Source organism: Mucilaginibacter rubeus, assembly GCF_003286415.2.
Taxonomy (GTDB): Bacteria; Bacteroidota; Bacteroidia; order Sphingobacteriales; family Sphingobacteriaceae; genus Mucilaginibacter; species Mucilaginibacter rubeus_A.
The window spans coordinates 3,760,925-3,785,047 of sequence record NZ_CP043450.1; the positions used below are offsets into that span (position 1 = coordinate 3,760,925).

16 protein-coding genes are annotated in these 24,123 nt (G+C 43.3%); 9 read left to right on the top strand and 7 right to left on the bottom strand.

The features are described from left to right. Positions 1-102 precede the first annotated feature (102 nt). The 7 genes from DEO27_RS14770 (at position 103) to DEO27_RS14800 (ending at position 13,922) form a co-directional block, all read left to right on the top strand. Positions 103-3,423 (top strand): SusC/RagA family TonB-linked outer membrane protein, encoded by a 3,321-nt coding sequence (locus tag DEO27_RS14770; protein WP_112573774.1) that lies wholly within the window; start codon positions 103-105, stop codon positions 3,421-3,423. 26 nt (positions 3,424-3,449) lie between these two features. Next, on the top strand, positions 3,450-5,360 hold the full coding sequence (locus tag DEO27_RS14775) for a RagB/SusD family nutrient uptake outer membrane protein (protein WP_112573775.1): 1,911 nt from the start codon (positions 3,450-3,452) through the stop codon (positions 5,358-5,360). A gap of 47 nt (positions 5,361-5,407) precedes the next feature. Further along, the gene (locus tag DEO27_RS14780; protein WP_112573776.1) at positions 5,408-6,646 is read left to right on the top strand and encodes a DUF5000 domain-containing lipoprotein; all 1,239 of its coding nucleotides are present in this window, start codon (positions 5,408-5,410) and stop codon (positions 6,644-6,646) included. Positions 6,647-6,673: 27 nt separating this feature from the next. Then, the gene (locus tag DEO27_RS14785; RefSeq protein WP_112573777.1) at positions 6,674-7,903 is read left to right on the top strand and encodes a DUF4998 domain-containing protein; all 1,230 of its coding nucleotides are present in this window, start codon (positions 6,674-6,676) and stop codon (positions 7,901-7,903) included. Positions 7,904-8,001: 98 nt separating this feature from the next. After that, positions 8,002-9,309, top strand: coding sequence for an alpha-L-fucosidase (locus tag DEO27_RS14790; RefSeq protein ID WP_112573778.1), 1,308 nt, complete (start codon positions 8,002-8,004; stop codon positions 9,307-9,309). A 33-nt stretch (positions 9,310-9,342) separates the two neighbouring features. Next, positions 9,343-11,682: a glycosyl hydrolase family 95 catalytic domain-containing protein gene (locus DEO27_RS14795; RefSeq protein ID WP_112573779.1), complete on the top strand. Its 2,340-nt coding sequence runs from the start codon at positions 9,343-9,345 to the stop codon at positions 11,680-11,682. Positions 11,683-11,843: 161 nt separating this feature from the next. Further along, positions 11,844-13,922: an alpha-galactosidase gene (locus tag DEO27_RS14800; RefSeq protein ID WP_112573780.1), complete on the top strand. Its 2,079-nt coding sequence runs from the start codon at positions 11,844-11,846 to the stop codon at positions 13,920-13,922. Positions 13,923-13,999: 77 nt separating this feature from the next. On the opposite strand, the gene DEO27_RS31455 is transcribed toward DEO27_RS14800, so the two are convergent. From DEO27_RS31455 to DEO27_RS14830, 7 genes are all read right to left on the bottom strand, one after another. Next, positions 14,000-14,176 (bottom strand): hypothetical protein, encoded by a 177-nt coding sequence (locus tag DEO27_RS31455; protein WP_190295421.1) that lies wholly within the window; start codon positions 14,174-14,176, stop codon positions 14,000-14,002. Positions 14,177-14,549: 373 nt separating this feature from the next. Next, positions 14,550-15,416 (bottom strand): helix-turn-helix transcriptional regulator, encoded by an 867-nt coding sequence (locus DEO27_RS14805; protein ID WP_112573781.1) that lies wholly within the window; start codon positions 15,414-15,416, stop codon positions 14,550-14,552. A gap of 12 nt (positions 15,417-15,428) precedes the next feature. Then, positions 15,429-15,794: a VOC family protein gene (locus tag DEO27_RS14810; RefSeq protein ID WP_112573782.1), complete on the bottom strand. Its 366-nt coding sequence runs from the start codon at positions 15,792-15,794 to the stop codon at positions 15,429-15,431. A gap of 415 nt (positions 15,795-16,209) precedes the next feature. Beyond that, entirely contained in the window at positions 16,210-16,572 is a 363-nt protein-coding gene (locus tag DEO27_RS14815; RefSeq protein WP_114937065.1) for a cyanovirin, read from the bottom strand. 404 nt (positions 16,573-16,976) lie between these two features. Continuing rightward, positions 16,977-17,603, bottom strand: a complete 627-nt coding sequence (locus DEO27_RS14820; protein WP_112573784.1) for a response regulator transcription factor — start codon at positions 17,601-17,603, stop codon at positions 16,977-16,979. A gap of 2 nt (positions 17,604-17,605) precedes the next feature. Further along, entirely contained in the window at positions 17,606-20,566 is a 2,961-nt protein-coding gene (locus DEO27_RS14825) for a two-component regulator propeller domain-containing protein (protein ID WP_146750073.1), read from the bottom strand. 122 nt (positions 20,567-20,688) lie between these two features. After that, complete coding sequence (locus DEO27_RS14830) at positions 20,689-21,156, bottom strand: nuclear transport factor 2 family protein (RefSeq protein WP_112573786.1); 468 nt, start codon at positions 21,154-21,156, stop codon at positions 20,689-20,691. 297 nt (positions 21,157-21,453) lie between these two features. On the opposite strand from DEO27_RS14830, the gene DEO27_RS14835 reads away from it, so the two are divergent. Both DEO27_RS14835 and DEO27_RS14840 read left to right on the top strand, forming a co-directional pair. After that, complete coding sequence (locus tag DEO27_RS14835) at positions 21,454-23,271, top strand: ATP-binding protein (RefSeq protein WP_112573787.1); 1,818 nt, start codon at positions 21,454-21,456, stop codon at positions 23,269-23,271. Between the two features lie 19 nt (positions 23,272-23,290). Further along, positions 23,291-24,118: a hypothetical protein gene (locus tag DEO27_RS14840; RefSeq protein ID WP_112573788.1), complete on the top strand. Its 828-nt coding sequence runs from the start codon at positions 23,291-23,293 to the stop codon at positions 24,116-24,118. Positions 24,119-24,123: the final 5 nt, after the last annotated feature.

Here is a 24,123-nt window from a genome sequence, read left to right on the forward strand (position 1 = left end):
TTAAAGGAAAAACCTTTTACCAACTCCGCATTTAAATGCATTAAAACCGACACACCCAAAAACCAAACTCAAAAAACAAAAAACCATTATCAAACCAATTTTATGAAACAATTTTACCAATGTATCAAAGCCCGGCGGGAGCTTAAGCGCTCGTACAAACCTGCACCGGGTTTTTATTGCTTTGTATTATTACTGCTGAGCTTTATTGGCTCGGCACAATTTACACATGCGCAAACAACCAAGGTAACCATTACAGGCCGTGTAACAGATACCCTGGGGGCAACAATTGCCGGTGCCAACATCATAGCTACCAACCGTAAAAACCTGGGTACCACTACCGATATAAACGGTAAGTTTGTGATTGATGCAGAACCCGGTACCATCCTTAAAGTATCGTACGTAACTTTTGTCGATCAATTTTTCACTGTTTCGGCCAGTAAGCTGGTGGTAAACATTGTACTTAAAGAATCAAAACGAGGCCTTGAAGAAGTTGTGGTACTGGCCTACGGTAAAAAAGAACGTAAGGAAGCTGTAGTAGGTTCTGTAACTACCGTTAAACCTGCCGACCTGAAAATCCCCGCCAGTAACTTAACCAACGCGCTTGCAGGTCAGGTGGCGGGTATCATCGCGTTTCAGCCAAGCGGCCAGCCGGGGCAGGATAATTCCAGCTTTTTTATTCGTGGTGTAACCACTTTCGGCTATAAAAAAGACCCGCTCATTTTGATCGACAACGTTGAGCTTTCTACATCTGACCTTGCCCGCTTGCAGGTTGATGATATTGCCAGCTTTTCGATATTAAAAGACGCCAGTGCCACCGCGCTTTACGGTGCCCGCGGTGCCAACGGTGTAATTTTAGTAAGTACCAAAGAAGGTAAAATTGGTAAGGCTAAGATTAACGTACGCGTGGAAAACTCCATTTCACAATCGGCCAAAACCCTGCAGCTTGCCGATCCTATCACTTACATGAAGCTTTTTAACGAAGCCACCATAACCCGCGATCCGTTAAGCCCTCTCCCCTTCTCTCAAAATAAAATATTAAACACAGAGGCTACGCTGAGCAATGCTCCAGGCAGCAATAAATACGTTTATCCGGCTGTTGACTGGCTGGATATGCTTTTCAAAAAGCGTACAGCTACCCAACGTGCAGATATGAGCGTAAGCGGTGGCGGTGACGTTGCCCGTTACTACGTATCAGGATCATATAACGTTGATCATGGTATCCTGAGGCAAGATATTGCCAACAATAACAACAACAACGTTAAGTTTGAAAATTACCAGTTACGCTCAAACGTTAACATCAATTTAAGCAAAACTACCGAGCTTATTGTAAGGCTTGCCGGCTCGTTCAATGAGTATAACGGCCCTCTGACTGCCGACGCTTCGTTTTCGACCGACCTTTATAACGTTGCCGTACATACCAGCCCGGTATTATTCCCTGCTTATTTCCCTGCCGATTCGGCCAACCGCAATGTTAAACACATTTTGTTTGGTAACGCGGCACCGGCAAACGCGGGCTCGGCATCAAATGCTATCGCCTACAATAACCCTTACGCAGCGTTATTGCGCGGCCATAAAAACTATTCTGAATCAAGGCTATCTGCCCAGTTAGAGCTAAATCAAAAATTGGATTTTATAACCAGCGGGCTTAACTTCCACGGCTTATTTCATACCAACAGATATTCATATTTTCAGTCGCAAATGGGTTATTCGCCATTTTACTACAACGTGAATACTTATGATAAAGCCACCAATCAGTATACTTTAACATGGCTTAACCCACAGCCAACCGGCAACAATGTCGCTACCGAATATTTAAGTTACTACCGCGACCCAAGTACAGATAACCTGAACACCTATATCTATTTCCAGGGTGTTTTAGATTACAACCACGCATTTGGGGATAATAATGTGAGCGCGTCATTGATCGGCACACGCCAACAAACGGTATATTCAGCAGCAAAAGACCCTGTATTAAACTACCCTACTTTACAGTATTCGTTGCCTTACCGCAACTTAACCCTTGCAGGCCGCGCTACTTATTCATTTAAAAGCCGCTATTTCCTGGAGTTTAACTTTGGCTATAACGGTACCGAACGTTTTTCGGCCAATCACAGGTATGGTTTCTTCCCTACCATAGGCGGTTCGTGGATTGTATCTGACGAAAAATTCTGGGGTCAAGGGCTTTATGATGTTGTCACTCGTATGAAGTTACGGGCCAGCTATGGTTTAGTAGGTAATGACGCAATTGGCTCGCAGCGTTTCTTCTTCCTTTCGGATGTTAACCTTAACGGCGGAAACCCGGCTTCGTTTGGTACTTACAATGGATATACGCGCAATGGTGTTTACATCAACAATTACGAAAACCCAAATGTAACCTGGGAAACCTCGCGCCAGCTAAACCTTGGTCTTGAGTTCACCCTGTTTAAAAATCTGAATGTAGTAGCCGAGGTTTATAAATATCACCGTTATAACATTCTGCAAACACGTAGCTCGCTCCCTACAACACTGGGACTTGAAGCACTTGACCAGTATGGCAACCCCAACGTTACCGCTAATATAGGCACAGCCAATACCAAAGGTATCGACCTGCAGATGGATTATAAGGCTACTATAAACAACAATGTATGGTTGCAAGGTCGGGGCAACTTTACCTTAGCAAGCAGCAAATATGGTAATTATGAAGAACCTCAGTACAAAGAAGCCTACCGCTACCACAATGGTCAGGAAATAGGCAGGCAGTACGGCTATATTGCCGAACGTTTGTTTGTTGATGATAACGAAGCAAGGAACTCTCCTTCACAAATCTTTTCGACCAATGGTATCCCTCCGGGCGGTGGCGATATCAAATACCGCGACTTAAACGGAGACGGTAAAATTGACGGCGCCGACCAAACCTTTATCGGCTATCCAACCGTTCCGGAAATTGTATATGGTTACGGTTTATCTGCAGGCATCAAAAACTTTGATATTTCCTGCTTTTTCCAAGGCCAGGCTCGTGTATCCTTCTTTATCGATCCTAACCGTACCAGTCCCTTCATTCAAAGCCCCGACCCATATATCTATGGTAATACACAGCTGATCAAAGCATTTGCCGACAGTCATTGGAGTGAAGAAAACCAGGATTTATACGCTACCTATCCGCGGTTAGGCGTAACCGGCAACCAAATTGAAAACAACCGCCAAAACAGTACCTGGTGGATGCGTGACGGTAGTTTTCTGAGGCTTAAATCTGTTGAAATAGGCTACTCGCTGCCGCCATCAATTTTAAAGCGCTTAAACGTAAGCAAATGCCGCATTTACTTTAACGGCTTAAACCTGTATACCTGGAGCGCATTTAAACTTTGGGACCCTGAGCTTGGTGGCAATGGCTTTGCCTACCCTATACAAAAGGTATTCAACTTAGGCTTAAACGTTAACCTGTAATTTTTTACTGATCAATACTTAGTATTATGAAACAATATTATAAACTTTTATTACTGGTAGGGTTCCTGGTTTCGGGCGCATCATGTAAAAAATACCTTGATGTAACACCAGATAATACCGGCACACTTGAATACGCTTTTAGGAACCGTAACGAGGCCGAAAACTGCCTATTTACCTGCTATGCAACGTTACAGCAGTTTTATGATCCTACTTCAAACATAGGTTTCACCACATCATCAGAAATTATTTATCCCAACAACCTCACCAACCATCCGCTTAATGAAAATGGTTTCAACCTTATCCGCGGTACGCAAAATAGCGCAAGCCCCGGTGTAAACTGGTGGGATGGTGAAAATGGCGGGCAGGCATTGTTCCGTTCAATTCGCAGATGTAACATCATGCTTGAGAATATCGATAAACCTGTCGACCTTTCACCATCAGAGAAAGCAAGATGGATAGCCGAGGTAAAATTCCTTAAAGCATATTATCATTATTACCTGTGCCGCTTATATGGCCCTGTACCATTGGTAAAAACCAACATCGACATTACTGCAAGTACCGAGGAAGTGAGGGTAAAACGTTCGCCTGTTGATTCGGTATTTAATTACTGCGTACAATTGCTGGATGAAGCCATTCCAGATCTGCCTCCGGTTATCACCAACCAGGCAAAAGAACTTGGTCGTATTACGCAGTTAACCGCTTTATCAATTAAAGCTGAAATGTTGGCAACACAGGCCAGCCCCTTATTTAACGGTAACCCTGATTATGCCAGCATGAAAAATAAAGATGGACAGGCGCTGTTTTCAAGCACTGTCGATCCGCAGAAATGGAAACGCGCGGCTGATGCCTGTAAAGCGGCTATTGATGCCTGCGAAGCTAACGGCCTTAAATTATACACCTTTGTATCGCCTCCAACAGTAGGTTCCCTGTCAGACCAGCTACGTAATGAACTGACCATTCAAAACGCGGTTACCGAAAAATGGGATGTAAACCCAGAGTTAATCTGGGCATTAAACCCAACGTTCCCATGCCAGGGCTACGCTACACCAAGGTTAACGCCAAAATCGGCGGTTAATATCTTCTCAAACCCGTCAACATTTGCTGTTCCTATTTCAACACAGGAACTTTTTTATACCACTAACGGTGTACCGCTAACTGAGGATAAGAATTATGATTACGCCGACCGTTTCGCGCTTAAAACAGCAGGAGATGCCGACAAATATTATATTGCTCAAGGCTATACTACTATTAACGAGCACTACGGCCGCGAAACGCGTTTTTATGCCAATATTGCTTTTGATGGCAGCATCTGGTATGGTAATGGTATTTATAACCAGGATCAGGCTTATCATGTTGAAGCCCGTGGTTCCGGTTCATTAGCCGGCCCTAAAGACCTGAATACACTTAATATTACCGGTTACTGGCCTAAGAAACTGGCTAATTATCTTTCAGTTTATGACGATGGCTTTCAGCCGATAGAATATCATTTACCACTGATGAGGCTTGCCGGCTTATATCTTTTATATGCCGAAACCCTGAACGAGGCCAATGGCCCAACCAGCGATGTATACAATTACATTGATAAAGTAAGGGCAAGAGCGGGATTAAAAGGTGTTTTGGAATCATGGTCAACCTATTCAAAAAATCCGGCTAAACCAACAACTAAAGAAGGTTTGCGCGATATCATACACCGTGAGCGCCGCATCGAGCTTTGTTTTGAGGCACAAAGCGGATGGGACCTTCGCCGCTGGAAAGAAATTCAAAATGTGTTGAGCACACCACTGCAAGGCTGGAATATATATGAGTCAGAGGCTGGCAACTATTACAGGCCGCATACAGTGTTAACACCTGTTTTTGGGCTAAAAAATTATTTCTGGCCGGTTAAGGACAACGACCTGATCGTTAATAATAACCTGGTACAAACCACCTACTGGTAGGCGTCCCATCCATTTAAAAATGAATTAATTCAACATAAATAAGAATTATGAAACGCATTAAAAATTATTCGGTAACAGCGCTGGTGCTTGCAGCGGCGTTGTTTATAGCGTGCTTAAATTCATGCAAAAAGAACGATGGGTATGTTAAAGAGGTTTCGACCGATATGACCAAGCCTGCCGTGGTTACCAACGTAAAAGTTAAAAACTTTAACGGCGGTGCTTATATCACCTACGATCTGCCAAACTCAGATAACCTGCTATACGTGCAGGCCGAGTACCGCATCAATGATAAAACTACACGTCAAACCAAATCAAGCTACTACTCAGATACAGTTACTGTTGACGGTTTTGCCAAAAGTCAGGAGTATGAGGTAACACTTTATTCGGTGAGCAGGGCGAATGTTAAATCTGATCCGTTGGTTGTGAAGGTGCACCCAGATACACCTTTTTACAAACTGATAAAACCAACATTAACTATCACGTCTGATTTTGGCGGTGTAAACATCAAAGCGATGAACCCTGATCAAAAAGATATCGGTGTTATTTTATTGGCTTTTGATAAGTCAACACAGGCATTGGAGGTTGTAGACCAGCATTATACCAAGGTTGATACTATCAACTATTCCATAAGAGGGTATGCGGCAGTACCGCAACAATTCGGAGTATATGTTACCGATAAATTTGGCAATATATCTGATACTACCGTTGTAAATATCACCCCTATATTTGAAACGCTACTGGATAAGAGCAAGTTTTCGGTATATAAAACCCCTACTGACAGCCCTACTGCTTACGGCTGGGAAGTTCCATATTTATGGGATAACAAAACAGACGGGTACTCAAATGGCTGGCATACCGCTCCGGGAGCGCCTGCCCCAATGCAGGTTACTTTCAGCCTTGGCGTATCAGCACAGTTAAGCCGTTTTGTTTTATGGGAAAGACCCGATCAATATGCCTACGCACACGGTAACCCTAAAGATTTCAGCATCTGGGGATCAAACGTAAATGCTCCGCAGGATGTAAGGCTGCCTGATTATGCGCCTGTTGGAACCGTAGTTGGCGACTGGGTTAATATCGGCAATTATCATTATCCAAACCCGCCATCGGGACTTACACCAGGTTTTACTAATGCGGCCGATGCTGCCTTTGTTGCGGCCGGGGTTAACTTTAATATTCCTCCGGGTTCAACACCTATTAAATACTTCCGCTTCATGGTACATGATACATGGTCAAACGGTGACTTTGCCCACATGATGGAGCTTTCAATTTATGGTAACCCACAATAGGTATTAACTCATTTAGATTAAACGAACATGAAAAATATTGTCAGAATAGCTGCTTTCTGTTTGCTTGGATACCTGTTGTATGGTTGCAGCAAGCAAGACACACAGTTTGAATCGTACTTAAACGGGCATGAAGTTAAGTACCCTGGCACAGTGGCCAATGCCCACTCCCGCCCCGGAAATTTACGTGCCGCCCTTACCTGGAACCCAAGCTCCGATCCCAGCATAACCCGTTACGTGATATACTGGAACAATAAGGCCGATTCCATCATTTACAATTCTACTAATCATAATCCATCCGATAGTTTAACGGTTGTTATACCAAACCTTAACGAATACATTTATTCGTTCACCGTTTTCTCGTATGATGCCAAAGGCAACCGTTCTATTCCGCTTGATATCAACAATGTGAGGGTTTACGGGCCTATCTATCAGTCGGGCTTATCAAACAGGGGTTATGATGTTACCAATCCATACGGTATCAGTGCCGATGGAAAGCTTACACTTAATTTCCTGAAAGTTGATACCAGTACCCATAATGTGTTCACAAACATAAAATACACCAATAAAGCAGGTAAGGAAAGCTTTGGAAAACTTAGCGCCGATAGCATGTCGGTTACCCTGGCAGACTATAAGGCGGATACAAAGATCCAGTTCTTATCGGCCTTTAAACCTGCTGTGAATGCGCTTGACACATTTTATGTAGCCAATTATGAGGATTTCCCAACCATTAATTCTGTTGCCATTTGCGATAAAAAGCTTTTCAAAAAAGTATATCTGCCTAATGACGCTAAGCCTTATGAAGGTGATACCGACATAGATAGGCTTTGGGACGGCAGTACAGGTCCTCAGGGTTTCCCTAACATCTTCCATAGCGATGGCAACGGACCGCTTCCGGTGGTTATCACTTTTGATATGGGCGCACTATACAGAGGCCTGGTAGCTATTGAAGAAACCGGTCGTAACTGCTGCCACAACCCTGATGATTTTGAGGTATGGGGCATAGCCGATTTAACTAACGCTACTACTAACCTAAAGGCAAATGATGCTGGCTGGACTGCCGAGGCAATCTCCAAAGGCTGGAAACTGCTTAAAGAGATCAAACGGACCGACGATGGCAGCGCACCGTTAAAAGTAAACTTCGATCCAAATCCGCCGGCAGTACGCTATATCCGTATTAGGATTAAACACAACTCAAACAACGAAGGTAATTACACCAATATGAGTGAGCTTACCTTCTGGAATAACGCATTACTATAATAATACCCCTATGACCGGGCCGCCTCGCGCGGCTTGGTCATATTTATAAAAAATCAAAGACGACTGACCACAATTAATGCATTAATAAAAATTCATCAATGAAAAAACCGGCAATTATACTCCTTTACCTGTTTTCAATAATCAAAGTGGTCTTTGGCCAGCAAAGCACTCCTGTAAAAACCCCGAAAGAGGTTTTGGATGATTTCATGACCAAACGCTTTGGCATGTTTGTGCACTTTGGGCCGGTAACCTTACGCGGCACCGAAATTGGCTGGAGCCGTAACAAGGAAGTAGCCCAGGATGATTACGATAACCTGTACAAGGAGTTTAATCCGGTTTTATTTAATGCCGATGCCATTGTAAAAACAGCTAAAGACGCGGGTATGAAATACCTGGTAATTACAGCCAAACATCATGATGGCTTCGCTTTATGGCCATCTGCCTTTACCGATTATAACATCAGTAAAACACCTTATAAACGCGACATGGTGGCCGAACTGGCCGCAGCCTGCAAAAAGCAGGGTATACTTTTCTGCATCTATCACACCGTGCTCGACTGGCACGACCCAAACTATCCTATCCACAACCCTTACGATTCCACAAAGAACGTTAAAGGAGATATGGTAGCCTTTAAAACGCAAATGAAGAATGAGCTGAAAGAACTCATCACCAAATACCACCCATACCTGCTTTGGTTTGATGGTTACTGGGAAAAACCATGGACCAATGCCGATGGCCAGGAGATTTACGCCTATATAAAAAGTGTTGATCCAAACGTTATCGTGAACAATCGCTTAGGCAAAGAAAGCGAAAAACTGAATGACCAATCAGTAGGTGATTATCTTACGCCAGAACAGCGCATCGGACAATTGAATATGAACGAGCCCTGGGAAAGCTGCATCACCATTTGCCAGCAATGGGCCTGGAAACCTAACGATAAGATGAAAACCGTGCAGGAATGTATCCAAACACTGGTAAAAACAGCTGCCGGCAATGGCAACCTACTGTTTAATGTTGGCCCTATGCCTGATGGACGTATTGAGGCCCGGCAGGTTGAAACCCTGCAGCAAATGGGTGCATGGCTTAAAAAATATGGCGAAAGCATTTACGGCACCAAAGGCGGCCCCTTCGCCCCGAATGATAACTATGCTGTTACACGCAAGGGAAACAAGATCTATTTACACATATTTCAGAAAAAAGATGATAAAATTGTACTGCCGAATTTACCAGGCGTTAGCATAACCAATGCCTATGTACTGGGAGGAAGCAAAGTAACTTATAAACCAAATGCAGCAGGTTATATTATTGATTTGCCGCAAACCTTGCCCGATGCCAGCAGCAATGTAATTGTATTGGAGCTTAACAAGAATGCCGAAGAAATCCCCGTTATTACCGCGGGTAAATAAACTTAAAAACAGAAAACCTAATTAACATAAAGCATGCTAAAAAGAACGCCCCTGCTAATAACTGTAATGATAACAGGTATTACAACGTTTACTCACGCACAAACAAAACAATTAAAACTTTGGTACAAACAGCCTGCCCAACGTTGGGAAGAGACGGTTGCGCTCGGCAACGGTCGTTTAGGCATGATGCCCGATGGCGGCATCGGCAACGAAAAGGTAGTATTAAATGATATTACCATGTGGTCTGGATCATCACAGGATGCCAATAATTATGAAGCTTATAAAAAATTGCCCGAGATCAGGAGCTTGCTTGCAGCCGGTAAAAATGTGGAAGCTCAGGCTATTATCGATAAATCATTTGTGTGTACAGGTAAAGGATCGGGAGGCGTGCCATTTGGCTGTTTCCAGATGCTTGGCGACCTTAACCTTAGCTACCAATACAAAGGCGTTGACGAAAAAGATGTAAAATATGAAAACTACGAACGTGAGCTTTCCTTAAACAACGCCCTTGCCAAAACCACTTACCAGGTAAATGGCGTAACCTACAAACGTGAGTATTTTACCAGCTTTAATGACGATGTTGATGTAATTAAGCTTAGCGCCGATAAACCGGGAATGCTTAACCTGAGCATCAATATCAGCCGTCCGGAGCGCGGTGTTACCAGTACAGAGGGTAATGAGCTTCATCTTACCGGTCAGCTGGATAACGGCACCGACGGCAAAGGCGTGGCTTATAAAGCCAGGGTTAAAGCGCAACTAACCGGCGGTTTGTTAAGTACAACCCCAACTGCGCTGGTTATTAAGGATGCTACAGAGGTGATCATTTATGTATCTGCAGGTACCGATTTCAAAAATCCCCAGTATCTCACCAAAATGGATGGCGCACTGAAGGCGGCTATGAAAAAACCTTATGCGCTGGAGAAACAGCAGCATATCGCCAATTTCCAAAAATTATTCAACCGGGTAAAGATTGATCTTGGTACATCAGAGGCCGAGAAATTAACAACAGATCAAAGGCTTATCGCTTTCCGCAATAATCCTGATGCGGATAAAGGTCTGCCGGTTTTATTTTACCAGTTTGGCCGCTACCTGAGCATCTGCAGCACCCGTGTTGGATTGCTTCCGCCAAACTTGCAGGGCTTATGGGCAAATGAAGTTCATACGCCATGGAACGGCGATTACCACCTGGATATCAACATTGAAATGAACCAATGGCCGGTTGAGGTTTCCAACCTGTCGGAATTAAACCTGCCCCTTGCCGATTTGGTTAAAGGCATGGTGCCCCATGGCGAAAAAACAGCAAAAGCTTACTACAATGCCGATGGTTGGGTAGCCCACGTAATCACTAATCCATGGGGCTTTACCGAGCCGGGCGAAAGCGCCTCCTGGGGTGTTTGTAAAGTTGGCTCGGGCTGGCTTTGCGATAACCTTTGGCAGCATTATGATTTCACCGGTGATAAAAACTACCTGAAACAAATTTACCCGATATTAAAAGGCGCGGCACAGTTTTACAACAGCATGCTCATCAGCGATGCCAAAACCGGCTGGTTGGTTACCTCGCCTTCATCATCGCCCGAAAACAGCTTTTATTTACCAGATGGTACGCACGCCAGCATTTGCGTAGGTCCAACTATCGATAACCAGATCATCCGCCAGTTGTTCAACAACGTAATAACTGCAAGCAAAGTGCTGGGCACCGACGAAGCCTTTAGCAAAACACTGGCCGCTAAAGTAAAAAAACTGCCTCCTCCGGGTGTGATAGCTAAAGATGGCCGCATCCAGGAATGGATGGAAGATTACAAAGAGACCGAGCCGCAACACCGCCACGTATCGCACCTGTACGGCTTGTTCCCGGCATCACAAATTACGCCGGAGGCTACCCCTGCCCTTGCCGAAGCTGCCAGAAAAACTTTAGAGGTAAGGGGCGATGACGGGCCAAGCTGGTCTATCGCTTACAAAATATTGTGGTGGGCACGTCTGCATGACGGCAACCGTACCTACAAACTGTTTAAAGAGTTAATGAAACCAACCATCAAAACCGACATTAACTACGGTGCAGGTGGTGGCGTGTATCCTAACCTGTTATCGGCAGGCCCTCCATTTCAGATTGACGGTAACTTTGGTGCTACGGCCGGTATTGCCGAAATGTTGATCCAGAGCCATGCAGGCTTTATCGACTTAGTACCTTCTATCCCTGATGCATGGAAAGCTTATGGTGAAGTAAAAGGTCTTAAAGCCCGCGGTAATTTCACCGTTGATATGAAATGGAAGGATGGAAAGATTACCGGTTATAAAGTAACCTCGCCTACCCCACGTATGGTTAAGGTGAAAGTTAACGGACAAATCAAAAACGTTATGGCTGTTAAGGCGTAATAGCATCTTACCAGCAACTAAGGCATCCTTTTTCAGGGTGCCTTAGTTATAGCAAACTCCAGGTCATAAAGACCGCATTTTGTAAAGAATACGTTAATATTTAGATACAATTTTGTGCTTAACAAATAAAATGTATCTTAGACATTTAATAACCTAAATTCATGCGAAAAATTTCTAATTGGTTAATGATAGCTGTACAGTTGTCCGGCTTGCTTTGCGTTTGGCAGCCGGCAATTGTTTCAGCATCAACCAAAATCATTAAGGCTCAGCCAACTCAGCAGGGCGATATTTCCTTTTCTTACAGTCCTGCAGGCACTGTCCGTTACAATCAAAAGTCGGGCACTTTTTCTGTCACCGAAAATGGCAAGGCTATACTTAGCAATTGTTATAGTAAAGCCGGCATCGATGGCAAATTCTTTACCTCAAAAGATTATAAACAAATTGTTTATAGCCAGGCACAGGTAGCAGACGGCTTTGGTAAAGGCCTTAAACATACTTTTACCTTAACCGGCAATAATTTACCAAACATGTTGCAGGTGTTTTATACCTACCCATCGCACAAAGGTTACTTTTTTGTTGAGCTTTATGTTGAAGGTAAAAACCTTAAAACAAATTATATGGAGCCAATTGCCGGTAATATGGCGGCAATTATAGGTGATACCCGTTCGTTATTTGTACCATTTGATAACGATACCTTCATCAGCTATAATTCAAAAGCATTTAAAGCCCCGGTTAGCAATACCAGTGCCGAGGTAGGTACTGTTTTTGACAACAACAGCCGCAAAGGTTTGGTATTTGGATCGGTTGAGCACGAAACCTGGAAAACAGGTGTGCGCACCATCGCCAAAAAAGACAGCGCTAATACGTTTGAAGTATGGGGCGGTTATACTGAAGAAGCTGTAAACCGCGATAAAATAGCCCATGGCTTTATCAGTGGCAATAGGGTTAAATCGCCTAAAGTATTTGTAGGCTGGTTTACCGACTGGCGCAACGGTATGGAAGAGTTTGGTAAAGCCAACCGCGTTGCCGAGCCCCCTTACATTTTTAACTGGACCAAGCCTACTCCTGTTGGCTGGAACAGTTGGGGCGTTATGCAGGAAAAGCTGAATTACGACAAAGCTATTAAAGTAGCCAACTTTTTTGCCGACAGCATTCCGGCTTTCCGCAACGGTAATACCGCGTTTATCGATCTCGATTCGTTTTGGGATAACATGATCAGCGGTGGTTGGGAAGGTGATTTCAGCAAGCTGAAATCTTTTGCTGACTACTGTAAATCAAAAGGCTTGCAGCCCGGCGTATATTGGGCCCCATTTACCGATTGGGGATGGCAAGGCGGCCCCAACCGTAAAGTTTTAGGCAGCAACTATACGTATGGCGAAACGTGGACAAAAGTTGGCGATGGCTATCACGATATTGACGGTGCCCGTGCTACAGACCCAACCCATCCCGGCACTTTGCAGCATATTGATTATGTAATTGGCAAGTTAAAAGCCTGTGGTTTTAAAATGATCAAGATAGATTTTCTGGGACACGGCGCTGCGGAGTCAACTCATTTTTATGATCCGAAAATTACTACTGGCATGCAGGCTTATAAAAAAGGCATGGAACACTTAATCGATCAATTGGGCAACCAGATGCTGGTTTACGCAGCCATCTCCCCCAGCCTTGCAACTGGTCGTTACGCGCACATGCGGCGCATTGCATGCGATGCCTTTAAAACCATAAAAGACACCCGCTATACGCTCAACAGCGTAAATTACGGCTGGTGGCAAACCTACCTGTATAACTATGTTGATGCCGACCACGTGGTGCTTTCAACCGAAAGCGAGGGTGCTAACCGGGCAAGGATGCTCTCGGCGGTGGTTACCGGTACATTTATAACCGGCGATGATTTCTCTGCCCACGGTCAATGGTCGGACAGGGCAAAAGCCATGTACCAAAACCCCGAAATTTTAAAGGTGGTGCAAAACGGAAAAGCTTTCAGACCGGTTGAGGGTAATACAGAAACCGGAACTACCGAGCAGTTTGCACTAAAAATTGGCAACAGCTTTTACCTGGCCTTGTTTAATTATGGCGATGCAGATAAAACTTATACTATCGATGCGAAGAGGATAGGTCTCGAAGCCGATAAGGCAAAAAATGGCAAAGCATTGTTACAAAGTGTTAGTATAAGTGACGTGAAGGGCGTTTTAGTAAAAGCGGGCGATGCCGAACTAATTAAATTTGATTTGAGCAAATAAACGCTGCAAAGGCGCCGGCAAAAGATTCCCCTTAAATCGCCGGACGCCTTTTGAGGGGATGAAACCCTGTATCGTTTTTAACCGTTTAGTTTAACCGATTTTGTCCGTTTGCATGCAAGCGGGCATTTTGATTTTTTAGCATTCATACAGCACTTGTTTTTACTGTGTTTTATGCTTGCCAGGTTGCTTTTTTCTACCTGAAGCGAAGAAAAAAACAATCCGCCGGTAACGGCCAGTATCGTAAAAAATTTCATAGTAGTAGGTTTTAACTTAAAAGACGAAGTTTTTTGGCAAACGTTACAGCCAATTAGCAAATGTTGATTTTCGCATATTTTACTAACAAGGATAAGCCTCAAAGACACGTCATTGCGAGGCACGAAGCAATCCCCAATTTGCAGGTCCGCCCTGTATAGTTTGGGATTGCTTCGTGCCTCGCAATGACGAAATAGAGAGATATTAGGCCCCTAAAAAGCAAAAAGTCAGTGACCTCGCGTTACTGACTTTTTCATTAACTATTAACTGACCAAATATCCTTAACAAAAAACTATCTGGTACTACAAACATAGGGTGTTAAAGGCGGGCTACATGTGTGAAAAGCACCATCTTAACACTAAAAGAAAACTCTTATTATGCTGATTGTCTGTACTTTAAAGGCGTAATCTTATAATGCGTACGAAACAACCTGATAAACGAACTTGGGCATTCAAAACCTACCATACCAACTACCTCATTTACAGGATAACGCGTATCCTTCAGTAGCATTAATGACCGTTTTAAACGCAGCTGTATTAAAAACTGATGAGGTGTTAAGCCAAATGCCTGCTTAAATGTGCGCAGCAAATGGTTAACCGAAAGGCAGGCATGTTCGGCCAAATCCTCAAGGCTAATATTCTGATTATAATTGCTGTACAAGAATTCTTTGGCCAGGTTAAGGCGGCGCAGGATCTCCACCCTGGTGCCCTGGTTTAAGAAATCAAGCTTTTCGGCTTTTTTGCAGATCTCATCATTATAAATATGAAAATAGTTGATGAGCGTATGGTGCAGGTATTCGTTAATCAGCATTTCATCCTGCATGCCATCGTCAAGGTGTTGTTTCAGGTGGAACACATTGTATTTAATGTCACCGGCAAATGGGTAAATAGTTTCATTAAACTCGGGTTGTGCTTTTCCGTTTCCGTTGCCTTTATCTAATAAGCTGTCATGATCAAAAGTCCAGCAATCTTTAAAATCCTGCAAAAACTGCTGATCAAAATTGATGGCGAAGGATTGTACCTGCTGATCCAGATCGGTATCGGTTGAATATTGAGTGCCCCTGTTCAGGATCAAAAATGAATCGGGGTATATGGATAAATGCCTGCGGCCAATATCATAACGTTCACTACCGCTTAAAACAAAGCGAAGGCTTAAATCTGAAGTATACTGCGGCCCCTGTCTCTGACCGCCGGTGCGGCTTACAATCTTATTGTTGTTGCGTAATACTTTTGAATAGTCCATTGTGATATGATTTTATTGTTCGTTATAATTTCTTTCTTCCAGTAACATAAACTTGTTGCCCGCCGGATCTAAAAACTCGGCTGCCAAACCTGCCGGCAAATAAGCTGGCGATTTGCAGAAAAACACTCCTGCCGTGCGTAGCGCGTGATAATCGTTTAAACAGTCGGCTGTGTTAATGATGATGTTACTCTTATCACTGTTGCTATCGTTATTAGTTACAAGCAACGCCACATTTAATTTATCCGATCGGATCACCGTGCTCTCTCTTCCCTCGTAAAATGTCATTGTACCTGTTATTCTGAAACCTAATTTTTGAGTATAAAAGTTTATTTGTTCCTCAAAATCGGCTGTGTACACAGGTATATATTTCAATTTCATTTACAGTAGTTTTAACAGAAACCAGATTTAATAATGGAAATCAACCTGTTGGCCAAGGGGCAGCATACAAGATGATTTTTTGAAGCGGGTTTACAGTAGCCGGTCAGTTAAAACTACTTAACATATCAAAGGTACTTTACCGGCAGGGGGATAGTATCCCCCTATTTGGGGGATTTATGAATTAGTGGAATTTGGAGTATTGGCCTTAAAGCGATCCGTGAGGACACGGATCGGGGAATAAGATAGTGGGCTCACCCCCGCATCCGTGTCCCCACGGACGCCACACTGTCTGAAGTCTCTTACGTCGAACAGCAAAAAACATATCACTTTGAGCAAAAAAGATAATGCCTATAGCATTTAACTACAGGCATTATACATTCGCGGTCAGCGACAGCGAATATTTGTGGAGCAGGTTTTAGTCTACTGTTAAAACACCATCAATATTTGACAGGGTTTTACCTGTTGATAAATGAGTGATGTCTAAAGTAGAATATTGCCAGCTTTGGTCTCTTTTTTGGCATAGTGCCGATAAGATCACCACTTCGCCGGTTGAAGTAATGGTATAGCTGCCGCCTGGTACATAACCGCTTGCTGATGCGCTACCTGGTTGGTTTACCAAATAACCATCTAAGTTTTCAACGTTAGCTTGTGAAAGCGCGGTCAAATCTAACTCGGCAGGGATGGTAGATTGGTTTCTTTTTCTTGATTGGCAAAACAAAGTGCTTTTGATGTTTTTTGAGGTTTTGGCATAGCTGCCGCCTGGGATAAATGTTGACATGATAGTGTATTTTTTTAGGTTTTCTCGGCTTTTGAAGGATGTCTGAGTTTTCCTGTCTGTCCTGAAAGTTAAGCTGCTTAAACCGGTAGTTCCGAACTGACAATACAAATTTGCAACGAAACATGCCCCGGTTTAAAGAGTATAAATACTCAGATTTTATTATCCGTAGTTTTACTTAGTTGAACGGGATTATTAGCCCTACGGTAGAAGTAATTAGGAAAATTCTCAATTCCCTCCCTCGGGAGGGGTGCGGTGGGATGCGTAGTTGCAGGGAGGGGTTTATGCAAGATTTAGACGAATAACCTTGTCAATGAAACCCCTCCCTACACCCTCCCAAGGGAGGGAATCGCACGAGCCAACGCATTGATTATAACGTCAGCAAGGCAAGCTCTACTCAAGCATAACTATATCAATTTATTCTGCCTTGCCAGTTTAATGGCGTCTGCACGGGAGTTTACATCCAGCTTGAGGTAGATGTTTTTGATGTGGCTACGAACGGTTTCAAGGTCGATGAATAGTTCATTGGCAATCTGGCCGCGACTTTTGCCCTCTCCTATCAGTTCCAGAATTTGAGTTTCACGTTTAGACAATGGCGATTCCTGGTTTTTCTGGAACGAGCGGATCACCAATCGCGCGATATTGATACTCATGGGGCCACCGCCCTCCCGCACCTCCTTTATCGATTCGATGATTTTGGCCGATGGCGTATTTTTAGTAAGATAGCCGGAAGCACCTGCAGCCAGCGCATTAAAGATCTGCTTTTCTGATTCATAAACCGTAAGGATCAGGATATAGCAATTGGGCAGCAGTTTTTTTAATTTGGGGATAGCATCTATGCCGTTAACGCCTGGAAGTTCTATATCCAGCAATATTACATCCGGCTTATCAGTCGCAATTTTTTTTGATGCCTCATCATACGAGCAATAGGTACTAATCACATCATAACCTTCGGTAGCACCAATTAAAAAGGCATAACCATCGCGCAGTGTTTCATCATCCTCAATTATACTTACCTTAATGTTACGCGCCATGCCTAATTATTTAACTGGTTTTTACTAAACTTTAATGTTACTGATGTGCCCTTCCCCGCTTCCGAATTAATGAGCAGCGACGCGTTAATCCGTTTTGCACGGGCATTAATATTATTAATCCCCCTACCGCGATGGGCCGCACCGCTGTCAAAGCCTTTACCATCATCGGTAACACGCAGTGCTATCGCGTTTTTATCGCTCTGATCAAGCTCAAAAGTCACAAGCCCGGCATCCGCATGTTTAAGGATATTATTTAACAGCTCCTTAAATATCATAGTGATGTTACGGCTATACTCCATGGGCAATTTTATCAGCTGGATATCCTCATCAACAGCGGCAAATTCAAAATCAACAGGTACATCATGAAAAACCTCTATCCCTATCTCGCGGATATGGTTGAGAGTTTCGTAAAGATTATCGCTTTTAGGGTCAAGCGCCCACAGGATATCCTTGGTACCGTTGTATAGTGATGCCGCGTTCTGTTTGATCTGATCAACAATTCCACGCTGATCTGCCTGCCCTTTATCAATCTTGGCATTCAGTATCTCTGATAAGACGGTGATACGGGTCAATTTGTTACCCAAATCGTCATGAAAATCTTCGGCCGTTTGCTGGCGGATTTTGAGCTTCTCTTCCCGCTTCATTGCCTCAATTGCCTTTTCGCGTTTTATTTTACGCTGATGTACCAAATTTTGCACCCCGAAACCGAGCAGCACCAACAGTACAATAGCCAGCAACCTGAAGTAAAATGTTTGATAAAACGGAGGAATGATCACAAAACTGAAACTGGCCATCTTGGGCGAAACCTGTCCGTCCGGACTTATTGCCTTTACTCTAAAAGTATATTTCCCCGGTGGCAGCGACGGGTAATTAACCACATTATTACGCATTGGCGAGCTGAAAGCGCTATCCAGCCCAACCAGTTTATATTGGTAAGATACCGCGTCGGGATTTTTGAGGTATACGCCAAGAAACGATATCGATAAGTGATTTTGGTTATGCTGAAGTTCGGCCCAGTCATCCAGATCAATTGAGGAACGTTTTTCGCCATCCTCCTTCATAAGCTGTACCGATTTGATAAACACATGCGGCGGCGGCGATGGTACCATTTTAGTCATGGTATTATACACCATAACCGCTTTGGTTGTGCTTATCCAAATTTCATGCCCACGGTGCATAATGGCGTTTTGATTAGCCTCAACCACGGGCTCTTTCGAGCCTATGTTATCAATTACCCAAAAAGTTTTCTTCTCGGGGTCGTATTGCATGCGGTTAATTCCACGTCCGGTTCCCATCCAGAGCCTGCCACGTTCGTCGGCTGCCAAACTGTAAATACTATTGGCTTTTAGTCCGTCGCCAACGTTGTAAATGTTAACGGCTCCGGTCGTCATATCCCAGGTATACAGACCGCTGTCATCTGTACCTACCAACAACAGATCGCGATACCGGATCATACTATAAACTGCCGTATTGGGAAACGATTTAAGTTTAAAGCCGGGAACTATCTTTTTATTAACGGCAAGCATAACGCCATTTTGGGTACCTATCAAAACAGAATCGCCCCCAAGGCCAAGCATAGAAGCCGAATATGACGGAATTCCCTCCAGTTGCTTCATTTCACCGTTTTGATAATAGAAACAGCCCATAGAAGTTGCAAGCCATAGTGTGCCACTTTCATCAGCAGTAATAAAGTTATAGGCAAAACCCGAGCTGTTTTTTACCTGCTTAAAACCGCTTTTATCATATTGCCACAAACCTGTTGCCCCGGTGCCAATCCAAACGGTACCGGTTTTATCCGTATACAAACTCTGCACGCCTTTTAAATATGGCGAACCACCAGGCACGGATACTTCGCTCAGCTTTTTTCCATCATACCGCAAAATACCGGCTCCGTCAATACCCATTAAAACATTTTTGTTCCAGTCCTGGGTTACCGTCATAACAATTTTTGATTCGGGAATACCTTGTGTACGGTCAAAAATGGTGTACCGGTCGCCTTCGCAACGGTAAAGGCCATTGCCCAGACTACCCAGCCACAGGTTTTTATCGGCATCAAAATAAATATCAGGAACTGAGTTATCTGTAAGGCCGTTTGATGAGTTGTAATGGATCACATCACCATCCATGATACAGTAAGCGCCGTTATCAGTACCCAGCCAGATGTTGGCATCGGCATCCTGTTCAATACATAAAAGCTGCCCCTTGATTTTTTCGGTGACGTTTTTTATATCCAGCGGTTTAGCCACACCATCCCTGGCGCATAGCAGACCTGTCCGCGTTAAAAGGTAAATTTTGCTTTTGTCAAAACGGTCAAAAAATATCCTTTTAATAACTTGTTCGTCATAAACCGCAGGAACATCAATTACATGCTCCCATTTTTGCCCATTAAGGCGATAAATACCTTTTTTGTAAACAGCGGCATATAAAACACCCGCATTGTTAACGGCTAAGCTGGTAATGAAAAGTTCGGCATCGTTGTTAATAGCCACGTGCTGCATCTTATCATTTTTAACCCTGAACAGCGTACCTGCGCATGTAACCCAGATGGTACCTTCGCCATCCTGGGTTATATTCCCAACGAAATAGCGTTTTAGTGCTATATCGGGTTTGTAACGGATAATTTTTCCTTTATAAAGCCTTGCAAGCCCGTTCATTGTACCAAACCAGGTACAGCCTCCCTTATCAGAAAAAACCGTTGCAACATAGTTATCCGGCAGGCCTGTTAAACGGGTATAGGCGGTAAAATCCTTACCATCAAAGCGGCAGGCCCCGCCAAAAGTACCAATCCACAGGCGGTGGTCGATATCCATCGACATTTTGTTGATCTGCGACTGGATTAAGCCATCCTCAATATCATAATGCGCAAAAATGTATTTCTGTGCGTAGGCCCGGCCCGTAAACATCACCATACATACCAGGGAACACAAAAGCAGAAAAAAGGGGAAACGGAATAGCTTTTTCAATTAAAAACGTAATTTAAATTACCTGTATGGGGGTACAATTAAAAAGTTAAAATAAAGCTAATTAAAATAAAAAAAATCACCCCAATAGGGTGATTAATTATTGTTGGCTGTGGAAGTAAAATTTAGTTTTTTGCTACTACTGAGTTGTCGTTAGATAAAGGTGTTTTGATGTCTTCAAACATTTTGCAAACCTGGGTAATTTTCCAATCCTGCTTTTCATTTTTTTCGATGATGAGATAATCATGTTGTGAGCAATTTTCGTAGTTAAAATCAACCCTGGCAATTACCATGGCATCGCTTTTGGCAAGCACCTCATAGTTCGACTGGCAGTTTTGCTGCGTGCCAGCGTCTTTTTTCATCATACTTACCAGATCATCTTTTTCTTGTATAAGTACTTTTTCGCCACGGGGTATTTTTAATACGGAATTATCGCTCATTATTGATTTTAACTTTTTGAAGTTGGTTGTCATGTGGCTATCGATGAAATCGCGGATCACACTGGTGTATCCTGTTTCGGTGGCCGGACGGCCGTAACTGATGCTGGCGGATAATAAACTTACTATACATGCCAATAAGAACTTATTTTTCATTTGTGATATTTTTTTGATCAAATGTGGGCAGGCTTTAATCAAAAAAATATGCCTATAACACCTAAGCCACGCGCCCTCTTCAGCTCATAGCGGGCGAAGCTTAAAACCGGTGTTTTTCGCCTATCAAAGCCGTTTTTCGCATATTTCTGAAGAACAAGTCCATGTTTCAAAACCGCTTCTGATAATTCTTTTAATTATCAATAAACTAAGCCGGAACATAGCATAGATATTTAAATCTGTACGAAAATATTTTTATTTTTGAGAGCATCGTTTACCGACTAAAACTACCACTGCAACTTGGAACCTACTGAAAATTTTTTCCGAAGTATTGTTGAAGCCTCACCTTTTCCGGTGTATATGTGTATGGGCGAGGATAAGCTCATAGCCATAGCTAACGATGCCACGCTGAAGGCATGGGGCAAGGACAAATCAGTAATTGGAAAACCGTTTGACGAGGCCCTTCCTGATCTTAAAGGTCAGCCGTTTAGTACCTTGATCAGCGAAGTTTACAAGACCGGCGAAACCTACTATGGCAACAATGAACCTGCCGAATTTATAATTAACGGCAAACGGCAAGTCAACTATTTTAAATTTACATTTCAGGCGGTACGTAACTCGCGCGATAAAATTGTGGGTGTTATTTGTTTCTCGACCGATGTTACCGAAATTGAGCATGCCCGCCAGGCCATGGAAGAGAGCAGACAGACCCTCTACAACATGGTAAAACAGGCCCCGATAGGTATCTGTATTATTAATAGCGACAACCTGGTAATTGAGATGGTTAATGATTCATACCTTGAGCTTGTTGGGCGTAAACGCATAGAAATGGAAAACCGCGGTATCTGGGATGCCATACCCGAGGCAGCGGATTTGTATGCGCCAGTAATGGACAACGTTATTGAAACTGGTCAGCCAATTACCGCAAAGGAGCATAAACTGTTACTGGTGCGCAATGGCATCCCCGAAATGGTATTTGTTGATTTTGTTTATGAACCCATTAGAGGTTTTGACGGCGAGATCAGCGCAATTATGGTCATAGCTATTGATGTAACCGAAAAGTTTCTTGCCCGACGCAAAATTGAGGAGGCAGAAGAACGGGCCAGGTTGGCTGTAGAAGCAGCTGAAATAGGCACATTTGATCTTGACCTGATAACCGACGAATTGCTAACATCCGAAAAATTTAATAAGATCTTCGGATTTGAGCGCAACGTTCCTCATGATTTATTTGTTAAGGCGCTACACCCCGATGATATCGAGCTTCGGGATAATGCTCATAAAGCGGCGCTTGTTAGCGGCAAACTTTTTTATGAGGCAAGGATCATCTGGCCGGATGGTTCAACCCACTGGATCAGGGCGCAGGGTAAAGTTTATTACGGCTCTATAAACAAGCCTCTCAGGATATTAGGAACCCTTCTTGACATCACTGAGTTTAAACACCTGCAACAACAAAAAGACGATTTTATTAGTGTAGCCAGTCATGAACTTAAAACACCCATGACATCCATTAAGGCATCAATGCAATTGCTGGACAGGCTGATAAAGGTTGATCCCTCATCTGATAAAATTCCTCAGTTTATTAACCGCGGCAACAGCAGTCTCAATAAAATGCAACAACTGGTTGACAGCTTGCTTAATGTTTCAAAAATAACGGCAGGACAGCTTACGTTGTACAAAACCAACTTTTTAGCATCTCAGATGATTAGCGAATGTTGCGATCATGTAAGACTTGCCGGCACGCATGAACTGGAGCTTACGGGTGACACCGAGCTTGAGCTATATGCCGACAGGCAACGTATTGATCAGGTTGTTGTTAACTTTGTAAACAACGCCGTTAAGTACGCGCCTGAAAGTAACCGCATAATCATAAACATAAGCAAGCAGGATGATATGGTTAAAATATCGGTACAGGATTTTGGTAAAGGCATCCCGGCAGAAAAGATCCCGCATTTATTTGAACGTTACTACAGGGTTGATACTTCAGGCATCCAATACTCCGGCCTCGGGCTTGGCCTATACATCAGTGCTGAAATTATTGACCGGCATGGCGGTCAAATGGGTGTTGAAAGCGAAATTGGTAAGGGCAGCACCTTTTGGTTTACAATACCACTGAATTGAAATTGAATTTAAAAATCAATTGAAATTAGTAAAACCCATACTTATTGTCCTGTTGTTTTGCCTGCTTACCGTTTTAACACAAATTGGTGGACTGGTTTATATTATTTCAATTAGCTTTCACAAATGGGTCAATAAAACAATAAAAAATAAGTACTACCGCCAACTTACAATATTTGCAATATTCGTCTTTCTTTATTGCTTTTCAACTTTTGTGGTTGTGCCGCCACTTGCCCGCTTGTGGGGCAGGGTACCTCTTCCAATAGCGGAAACAAATCATTTACGGCCGTTAAACCAGCTAACCTGCTTGTTTAACCGTAATTATGTTCGCCCTCAACTTAAGCAAGCCACATATACCGTGGCTTCCGAAATAAACAAAAGGTATCCAGGTAGTACCTTAAATTATCTTGATGCAAGTTTTCCGTTTATTAACGGATTTCCTCTTATGCCCCATCTGAGCCATAATGATGGCAAAAAACTGGATCTTGCATTTTTTTATATTGATAACAAAACTGGATTGAGAACCGATAAAGCGCCCTCTCCAATTGGTTACGGAATTAGCGAGAAGCCGCGTACAGGAGAAATTAATACAACTCAGACTTGCCTGATAAAAGGGTATTGGCAATATAGTTTTCTGACCCAAATAGTCCCCCAGGGTAATAAAGTCAATTTTACGTTTGATAGTGTAAGAACAAAAGATCTCGTAAATTTATTTGCGGCGCAAAATGCTATTAATAAAATATTTATTGAGCCTCATTTAAAAACACGGTTGAAGATCACCACACCAAAGATCCGGTTTCATGGCTGCCGTGCAGTAAGGCATGATGATCATATTCACGTGCAGTTATAAAGCCC

What these genes read in the sequence shown, in the direction of transcription:
- DEO27_RS14770 (WP_112573774.1), top strand. Translation starts at nt 103, where the DNA reads ATGAAACAATTTTACCAATGTATCAAAGCCCGGCGGGAGCTTAAGCGC.
- DEO27_RS14775 (WP_112573775.1), top strand. Translation starts at nt 3,450, where the DNA reads ATGAAACAATATTATAAACTTTTATTACTGGTAGGGTTCCTGGTTTCG.
- DEO27_RS14780 (WP_112573776.1), top strand. Translation starts at nt 5,408, where the DNA reads ATGAAACGCATTAAAAATTATTCGGTAACAGCGCTGGTGCTTGCAGCG.
- DEO27_RS14785 (WP_112573777.1), top strand. Translation starts at nt 6,674, where the DNA reads ATGAAAAATATTGTCAGAATAGCTGCTTTCTGTTTGCTTGGATACCTG.
- DEO27_RS14790 (WP_112573778.1), top strand. Translation starts at nt 8,002, where the DNA reads ATGAAAAAACCGGCAATTATACTCCTTTACCTGTTTTCAATAATCAAA.
- DEO27_RS14795 (WP_112573779.1), top strand. Translation starts at nt 9,343, where the DNA reads ATGCTAAAAAGAACGCCCCTGCTAATAACTGTAATGATAACAGGTATT.
- DEO27_RS14800 (WP_112573780.1), top strand. Translation starts at nt 11,844, where the DNA reads ATGCGAAAAATTTCTAATTGGTTAATGATAGCTGTACAGTTGTCCGGC.
- DEO27_RS31455 (WP_190295421.1), bottom strand. Translation starts at nt 14,176, where the DNA reads ATGAAATTTTTTACGATACTGGCCGTTACCGGCGGATTGTTTTTTTCT.
- DEO27_RS14805 (WP_112573781.1), bottom strand. Translation starts at nt 15,416, where the DNA reads ATGGACTATTCAAAAGTATTACGCAACAACAATAAGATTGTAAGCCGC.
- DEO27_RS14810 (WP_112573782.1), bottom strand. Translation starts at nt 15,794, where the DNA reads ATGAAATTGAAATATATACCTGTGTACACAGCCGATTTTGAGGAACAA.
- DEO27_RS14815 (WP_114937065.1), bottom strand. Translation starts at nt 16,572, where the DNA reads ATGTCAACATTTATCCCAGGCGGCAGCTATGCCAAAACCTCAAAAAAC.
- DEO27_RS14820 (WP_112573784.1), bottom strand. Translation starts at nt 17,603, where the DNA reads ATGGCGCGTAACATTAAGGTAAGTATAATTGAGGATGATGAAACACTG.
- DEO27_RS14830 (WP_112573786.1), bottom strand. Translation starts at nt 21,156, where the DNA reads ATGAAAAATAAGTTCTTATTGGCATGTATAGTAAGTTTATTATCCGCC.